Source organism: Marinobacter sp. NSM (assembly GCF_052380025.1).
GTDB lineage: Bacteria > Pseudomonadota > Gammaproteobacteria > Pseudomonadales > Oleiphilaceae > Marinobacter.
The window spans coordinates 61,769-69,843 of sequence record NZ_JBQTCK010000010.1 but is presented as its reverse complement, the minus strand read 5'-3'; the positions used below and the strand labels follow the sequence as shown (position 1 = coordinate 69,843).

Here is an 8,075-nt window from a genome sequence, read left to right as displayed (position 1 = left end):
CCGCTTTCTGAAGAATCTTTTGAACTTTTTCTTCAGTGCTTTCAAGCAGTTATCGCCGAAGCTTTACCCCTTCTCAGTGGCCAGCCCCTCAAGCGAGACGAGCATTCTACAGACCTCTGCCGAGGAGTCAACGGTGGATTTGAACTTTTTTCGGAAGGCCACTTTCCAGCCATCAGAAAGCCCTCATCCACCCTTTCAGTCTAGCTCCACTTTAACCTGCTGCGCTACCTTGATTGCACGCTGGCGCGCTTCTTCTATAGTACTGCCTTTGGCGAGGGCAACACCCATACGCCGACGCCCTTTCAACTCCGGCTTACCGAACAGGCGAACCTGGGTATCAGGCTCTGCCAGGGCATGTTCCAGCCCCGAGAACACCACGTTATCGAAATCTCCCTCCGGCAGGATGACCGCCGACGCGGTTGGGCCCTGTTGGCGAATGGCAGGGATGGGCATACCCAAAATGGCGCGGGCATGCAGCGCGAACTCTGAAAGGTCCTGGGACATCAAGGTGACCAGGCCAGTATCGTGGGGTCTGGGAGAAACCTCCGAGAACCATACCTGGTCACCCTTAATGAACAGCTCAACACCGTAGATGCCGTAGCCACCCAGATTCTCTACCACTGCCCGTGCAATCTCTGTTGCTCGGGTAAACGCCGCATCGGACATAGGGTGTGGCTGCCATGACTCACGGTAATCGCCGTCTTCCTGCCTGTGACCAATCGGATCACAGAATGAAATACCATCGCGATGCCTCACTGTCAGCAGGGTGATTTCATAGTCAAAGTCCACAAAGCCTTCGACGATCACCCGACCCTTACCAGCCCTACCACCGGTTTGGGCGTACTCCCAAGCAGCCTCTACCTCCGCTGCACTCTTCACCGTACTCTGACCTTTACCGGACGAGCTCATAACCGGCTTCACCACCAATGGCAACCCGACCTCATCAATGGCAGCCAGATACTCTTCCCTGGTACCGGCAAAACGGTACTTTGATGTGCTTAGCCCAAGCTCCTCAGCCGCAAGCCGGCGGATACCTTCGCGATTCATGGTCAGATTGACCGCCCGGGCGGTGGGCACCACGTTGTAGCCTTCTTCCTCCAATCGAACCAGCTCGGCGGTGGCAATCGCCTCAATCTCCGGAACGATCAGGTCAGGCTTCTCCGCTTCAACGATGGCGCGCAACGCTGCACCATCCAGCATATCGATAACGTGGCTCCGATGCGCAACCTGCATGGCGGGCGCATTCTCGTATCGGTCGACTGCAATCACTTCTATGCCGAAACGTTGCAGCTCTATAACCACCTCTTTCCCGAGCTCCCCGGCACCGCAAAAAAGCACACGGGTCGCCGATGGCTTCAGAGGCGTGCCAATACGCACCGTTCTGTTTGAACCAGTCATATAGTTTGATGTCCTGTTACTGTCAGAGTGCGACCTGCTTTTCCCGTTCCGCCACTTTCAGCAGAACCTCCCGTCGCTCGTCATTACTCATGGTGGTCCAGCGGAGGATTTCATCTCCTGTGCGCTGGCAACCGATACACATGTCATTTTCGTCCAGCGCGCAAACATTCACGCATGGCGATCGAACCTTGTCGGCCACCTTCATCTTCAGATATCCACCTTTGTCAGTGTCGCCAGGTAGCGTTCTGCATTTTTTACATAGTGCATTGCGCTGAACTCGAGCATCTTTTTCTGGTTATCGTTGAGTTCGCGGCGAATTTTCCCTGGAGAGCCCACCACCATCGAGCCATCCGGCACTTCCATACCCTCCGGGATCAGAGTATTTGCTCCGATCAGACAGTGTTTGCCAATCTTCGCGCCGTTCAGAATCACCGCATTGATCCCAACCAGGGAGTAGTCGCCGATCTCGCATCCGTGCAGCATGGCTTTGTGGCCAACCGTCACCCCACGCCCGAGGGTTAGCGGAATGCCCGGGTCGGTATGCAGTACTGAGCCATCCTGTACGTTCGTTTCGGGGCCGATCGTAATCGGTTCGTTATCACCACGAATGACAACATTGAACCAGATACTCGATTTTTCCATCAGCTTTACGCGCCCGATCACCGTGGCGTTGTGGGCGACAAACTGGCCATCGCCTTCCTTTTCTGGGTGATATTGGTCAATTCTGTAAAACATCAATCTCTCCGGCTAATTCAACGGGGTGGCTCGAGAATATCGATTCCGGCATCGTACACAGCATTCAGAAAATCAACCAGCACCACCGCAGACAACCCCCATATCTGATACTGCTGCCAACGATAGCAGGGCACGTACAGAGTGCTGTTCAGAAAACTGAGCGTATCGGTACGCTCCCTTTGATCTTCCAGAAACCAGGAGATCGGAACACGGAAGACACTTTCGATCTCGTGGGGGTTTGGCTCCAGGGGATGATCGCCTGGCACAACGCCCACGTATGGAGTGACAAGGATACGGTGCAGCGACATAACCTGGCTTAACGGCGCAATGACTTTTACCTGATCCGGGGGCAGACCGATTTCTTCGTGGGTTTCACGCAATGCGGTTGCAATCAGGGAGGCGTCGTCAGGATCCCGCTTGCCGCCAGGATAGGCCACCTGCCCCCGATGCGTTTTGAGGTTGGATGACCTCAGGGTAAAAATCATCTCCGGATCACGCTCGTTATCCGTAATAGGCACCAGGATACCGGCTTCAGGGTAGTCCAGTGCCAGTTGTCTGGGCGCGTAATTCGACAATCGCTCGGTTAACAGGTCTTGCACTCTTTACTCCGGCAACTTCCTGATATTGAGTGAGACAGAGGCAGTCCGGATCGTTAAACTGACTACCAACGGACACTCAGTATACGGGGAAAACGATGAAGTATTGCAGCACTTGCGGCCAACCGGTTGAGCAACGCGTTCCCGAAGGCGACAATCGGCACCGTTATGTTTGCATCAGCTGCGAGACCATACATTACCAGAACCCGCGGATTGTCGCCGGTACGGTTCCCGTATGGGAAGGCAGAATCCTGCTATGTCGCCGAGCCATCGAACCTCGGTATGGCTATTGGACTCTGCCGGCAGGCTTCATGGAAAATGCAGAAACGACGATAGAAGCAGCAGCCCGGGAAACCCGCGAGGAAGCACTGGCGGAAGTGGACATTCAGGGACTTTACTCCATCATCGATGTTCCGCACATCAACCAGGTCCACATGTTCTACCGTGCCACACTTAGAGACGGCCTATTCGGCGCCGGAGAAGAATCTCTGGAATCAAAACTGTTCGAGCCGGGCGATATTCCCTGGGATGAGATATCTTTCCCCACGGTACGCAAAACGCTTGAGCTGTTCCTTGTGGATATGAAGTCTGACGCCTATAACGTCCATGTCACTGATATTCGCCACCCTATGGCGAAAAAAACCTGATCAGAACGTTTCCAGGCGATACACCTCGTAGGCAGGTTCTTCATAAGGATGGGCCTGTTTGAGTGCATCAAGCGCAGGCTTGATGAGTTCATCGCTGCACACCAGTTCCACCTTGAATTCCCGAACACGCTCAAGCTCTCCCTGGCTCCCCAGAAACGGATCGCTTCCCGCCAGGGGTCGGAACTGCCCCTCACCTTCACACTGCCATGCGCAGCTGTCGTAATCACCGATTCTTCCCGCGCCAGCATCAAATAATGCCTGCTTGGTTTGCTCAAGATGGCTCTCCGGCACGAAGTAGCAAAGCTTGTACATAGGCACCCTCAAATTGGTCAACTTTTATCCGGAACAAGGCATTACAAACTTACCCACAGAATCTGTGGATAACTCTGGGGAAAGTTTTTGGGAATCGGCCTCCAACCCCCACAGTTACTGACCTCCCCTTAAATTGGCGACAAAATCGCCCGTTTGTTTTTATTTATATTTTTCAATGCCTTACGAAGCTAGAGCAAAAAATGAACGCAATTCTTGGACTTTGTTCACAGTTCAGCCAGCAAAGCACCAGGAATGTGCATAAAGTTCTCTAGTCAAGGCCTTGACTGACAAATTTCAGAACTTTTAGCGATTTTATTTGCTCGCTTTTTGCGCAGCAAGCGTCATCATTGAGCATAAAAAAAACCGGTCCGAGAAATGCCCCTTCAGGGACACTCTTCAGACCGGTTTCCACCACACCCGGATTGACTGGCTTAATCAGCCAAGCCAGCGCCTCGCATTCCTGAACATGCGGATCCAGGGACCATCTTCCTGCCAGCCATCTGGCCGCCAGGAGTGCTGCACCGCCCGGAAGACACGCTCTGGGTGCGGCATCATGATGGTCACCCGGCCATCCCGGGATGTAACACCAGTAATGCCAGCCTCTGAACCGTTGGGATTATAAGGATACCGCGAGGTCTGCTGGCCCCGATTGTCCACATACCGCATGGCCACCAACTCGTTGTCCGCAAGGGACTGAGCCGAATTACCGGAGGCAAACTCCACTCGACCCTCACCATGGGCAACGGCAATCGGCATGCGAGAACCGGCCATGCCATCAAGGAACGCAGACGGTGACTGCGCCACCTCCACCATGACCAGGCGGGCCTCAAACTGTTCAGACTGGTTACGTACAAAACGCGGCCAACCTTCGCTTCCCGGAATCAGTTCATGCAAGTTGGAAAGCATCTGGCAACCATTGCAAACGCCCAACGCGAGAGTGTCCTGACGGTTGAAGAAGGCAGCAAACTGATCTCGCACCCGATCATTGAACAGAATGGACTTGGCCCAACCCTCACCGGCGCCCAGAACATCGCCGTAGGAGAAACCACCGCAGGCAACCAAGCTCTGGAATGTCTCGAGCGTAATGCGACCGGACAGCAGATCGCTCATATGGACGTCTACTGCCTCGAAACCGGCCCGATCAAACGCCGCAGCCATTTCAACCTGGCCGTTAACGCCCTGCTCCCGAAGCACCGCAACCTTCGGCCGTGCACCGGTACTGATATACGGCGCAGCAATGTCTTCATTGATGTCGTAACTAAGCTCAACACTCAAACCCGGATCGTTCTCGTCCAGTAGGTTGTCGAACTCTTCCTGGGCGCAGTCCGCGTTATCCCGCAGCGACTGGATACGGTAACTGGTTTCCGCCCAAAGACGCTGCAGCTCGCTACGGGATTCATCCACCACGGTGTCACCACCGAATGTCAGGCGCACGCGGTCCTTGTCATTCAGTGTGCCCACAACGCTTGTATGGTCGCCCAGACCGGCGGCCGAGAACTGCTGCAGGACGAAGCTGGTGTCGTCACGGCGAACCTGGATCACAGCGCCCAGTTCTTCGTTGAAGAGCTCACGGGCAAACTGGGAGCGGTCTTCGGCAAGACCATCCAGCTTGATGTCCAGACCTGTCCGGCCTGCAAACGCCATTTCCGCCAGCGTGACAAACAGACCACCGTCTGAGCGGTCATGATACGCCAGCACCTTGCCGTCTGCGTTCAAGCCCTGCACAACTGCAAAGAAAGCCTTGATGTCTTCCGGATCATCCAGATCAGGTGCTACGGCGCCAACCTGACGATACACCTGCGCCAGTGCAGAACCACCAAGGCGATTCTGACCGGCGGCCAGATCAATCAGAATAAGGTCTGTCTCACCGGCATCCGATCGCAACTGGGGAGTAAGTGTGCGGGCAACGTCGGTTACCGGCGCAAAACCACTGACGATCAGAGACAGCGGTGCGGTAACACTCTTCTGCTCACCGTTGTCCTCTTCCCAGGTGGTTTTCATCGACATGGAATCTTTACCCACCGGAATGGTAATACCCAGGGCCGGACACAGTTCCATACCAACGGCTTTTACGGTCTCGTAGAGGTTCTCGTCTTCACCCGGGTGACCAGCCGCGGCCATCCAGTTAGCCGATAAACGAATGTCAGAGAGCTTACCGATTGCCGCCGCCGCCAGGTTGGTAATCACTTCACCCACGGCCATTCGGCCTGAAGCCGGAGCATCAATCACCGCCAGCGGCGTGCGCTCGCCCATGGCCATGCCCTCACCGGTGCGCACGTCGAAGGATGCCGCGGTAACGGCCACATCGCTAACCGGCACCTGCCAGGGACCAACCATCTGATCGCGTGCGACCAGCCCGGTAATGGTGCGGTCACCAATGGTAATCAGGAAGCTCTTGGAGCCCACCGACGGCAAGCGGAGTACGCGACGAATGGCATCGTGCAAATCGATCTTGGTGGAATCGAAGATCGGTTTGGTAAACGACGAACGCGCAACACTGCGATGCATTCTCGGCGGTTTGCCAAACAACACTTCCATTGGCAGATCGACAGGCTTGTCATCAAAATAGGAGTCGCCCAGTTCCAGGTGGTGCGCTTCGGTAGCTTCACCGATCACGGCATAAGGACAGCGTTCACGGCGGCAAAGGGCATCGAACAAGTCCAGATTTTCCAGTGCCACGGCCATCACGTAGCGTTCCTGGGATTCGTTACACCAGATTTCCAGGGGTGACATGCCCGGCTCGTCACTCGGGATGTCACGCAATTCGAACTTGCCGCCCCGGCCACCATCTTTGACCAGTTCAGGCATGGCGTTGGAGAGACCACCCGCGCCCACATCGTGGATGAAGCAAATCGGGTTGTCTTCCCCCATCTGCCAGCAGCGGTCAATCACCTCCTGGCAACGGCGTTCCATCTCGGGGTTGTCCCGCTGAACCGACGCAAAATCCAGATTCTCATTGCTGGAACCGGAATCCATGGAGGACGCAGCGCCACCTCCAAGTCCGATCAGCATGGAAGGGCCGCCCAGCACGATCAGTTTGGCGCCAACCGGGATATTGCCCTTCTCGACGTGATTCTCGCGAATGTTACCCAGGCCGCCGGCAATCATGATGGGCTTGTGGTAACCACGCACTTCTTCGCCCGCCGCACCGGGAACCTTCTCTTCAAAAGTCCGGAAGTAACCCGCCAGGTTGGGTCGGCCAAACTCATTATTGAAAGCGGCACCACCGATTGGACCTTCAATCATGATATCCAGCGGCGAGGCGATCCGGTCCGGCTTGCCGTAACCAAACTCCCATGGCTGCTCGTCGCCCGGAATATTAAGGTTGGAAACGGTAAAGCCGGCAAGGCCCGCCTTGGGCTTGGAACCACGGCCGGTCGCACCTTCATCGCGGATCTCGCCACCGGAGCCTGTTGCGGCGCCGGCAAAGGGTGAGATCGCAGTCGGATGGTTATGGGTTTCCACCTTCATCAGAATATGCACCGGCTCCCGGTTATAACTGTAAACACCGGTTTCCGGCGCCGGGAAGAAACGGCCCGCCTCGCTGCCGGTAATAACTGCAGCGTTATCCTTATAGGCGGAGAGCACACCTTCGCTGTTCATCTCGAAGGTGTTCTTGATCATTGCAAACAGGGATTTTTCCTGGCCTTCGCCATCAATATCCCAGGAGGCGTTAAAGATCTTGTGGCGGCAATGCTCCGAGTTTGCCTGGGCAAACATCATCAGCTCGACGTCTGTCGGATCACGCTCAAGGTCGGTGAACGCCGTTACCAGGTAATCGATCTCGTCGTCGGCCAGGGCAAGGCCGAGGCGCCCGTTTGCCTCAACCAAAGCACCCCGTCCACCGGCCAACACCGGCACCCGGCCGAGGGGCCGGGGCTCGTCATGACTGAACAGCAACTCGGCGCCACCCGTCTCATGGAATACTTTCTGGGTCATTCGGTCATGCAGCAGGGTTGCAATTTTTTCTCGCTGTTCGAGGCCAAGCTTGCTGGAAGAGCGCACGTAGTAAGCGATACCGCGTTCAATTCTGCGAATCTGTCGCAGGCCACAGTTGCGAGCGATATCGGTAGCCTTGCTGGACCACGGAGAAAGTGTGCCCGGGCGCGGGACCACCAGAAACAAAACACCATCTGGCTGCTCCAGTTCGACACTGGGCCCGTAGGTCAGAAGGCGATCAAGTATTGCCTGTTCCGCATCGGAAAGGTCGGCATCGAGATCCACAAAGTGCATGAATTCGGCGTATACATGCTCCACATCAGGAACAAGTTGCTGAATCCGGGAGTGCAGCTTTCTGGAACGGAAAGGCGAGAGCGCGGGAGCGCCGCGAAGTTCAAGCATGATATCAACCTGTATCGCGCGAATCGGGGGACGTCTGAAAGGCCGC

The 8,075-nt window shown here is 55.7% G+C and carries 8 protein-coding genes; 2 read left to right on the top strand and 6 right to left on the bottom strand.

Annotated features, from left to right (window positions below; all coding sequences use genetic code 11):
- The coding region (locus ACTZWX_RS16730; protein WP_444714874.1) for a hypothetical protein at window positions 1-204 on the top strand (204 nt) is incomplete at its 5' end.
- Here ACTZWX_RS16730 and purT read toward each other — a convergent pair.
- Genes purT through ACTZWX_RS16710 form a run of 4 tightly spaced genes read right to left on the bottom strand, consistent with a single transcriptional unit; the run spans window position 196 to window position 2,732 of the window.
- Window positions 196-1,398: a formate-dependent phosphoribosylglycinamide formyltransferase gene (gene purT, locus ACTZWX_RS16725; RefSeq protein WP_444714873.1), complete on the bottom strand. Its 1,203-nt coding sequence runs from the start codon at window positions 1,396-1,398 to the stop codon at window positions 196-198. The two genes, ACTZWX_RS16730 and purT, sit on opposite strands and share 9 nt — an antisense overlap.
- Before the next feature lie 22 nt (window positions 1,399-1,420).
- Window positions 1,421-1,603, bottom strand: coding sequence for a DUF1289 domain-containing protein (locus ACTZWX_RS16720; protein ID WP_072676999.1), 183 nt, complete (start codon window positions 1,601-1,603; stop codon window positions 1,421-1,423).
- 2 nt (window positions 1,604-1,605) lie between these two features.
- Entirely contained in the window at window positions 1,606-2,133 is a 528-nt protein-coding gene (locus ACTZWX_RS16715) for a gamma carbonic anhydrase family protein (RefSeq protein WP_444714872.1), read from the bottom strand.
- 17 nt (window positions 2,134-2,150) lie between these two features.
- Window positions 2,151-2,732: an NUDIX hydrolase gene (locus tag ACTZWX_RS16710; RefSeq protein WP_058090203.1), complete on the bottom strand. Its 582-nt coding sequence runs from the start codon at window positions 2,730-2,732 to the stop codon at window positions 2,151-2,153.
- Window positions 2,733-2,827: 95 nt separating this feature from the next.
- Between ACTZWX_RS16710 and ACTZWX_RS16705 the strand changes: the two genes are divergently transcribed.
- Window positions 2,828-3,376, top strand: coding sequence for an NUDIX hydrolase (locus tag ACTZWX_RS16705; protein ID WP_444714871.1), 549 nt, complete (start codon window positions 2,828-2,830; stop codon window positions 3,374-3,376).
- Here ACTZWX_RS16705 and ACTZWX_RS16700 read toward each other — a convergent pair whose 3' ends face one another.
- Both ACTZWX_RS16700 and purL read right to left on the bottom strand, forming a co-directional pair.
- The gene (locus ACTZWX_RS16700; protein WP_152438439.1) at window positions 3,377-3,688 is read right to left on the bottom strand and encodes a YqfO family protein; all 312 of its coding nucleotides are present in this window, start codon (window positions 3,686-3,688) and stop codon (window positions 3,377-3,379) included.
- 435 nt (window positions 3,689-4,123) lie between these two features.
- Window positions 4,124-8,029 carry a phosphoribosylformylglycinamidine synthase gene (gene purL / locus ACTZWX_RS16695; protein WP_444714870.1) on the bottom strand — a complete coding sequence of 1,302 codons (3,906 nt, stop codon included), beginning with the start codon at window positions 8,027-8,029 and terminating at the stop codon, window positions 4,124-4,126.
- Window positions 8,030-8,075: the final 46 nt, after the last annotated feature.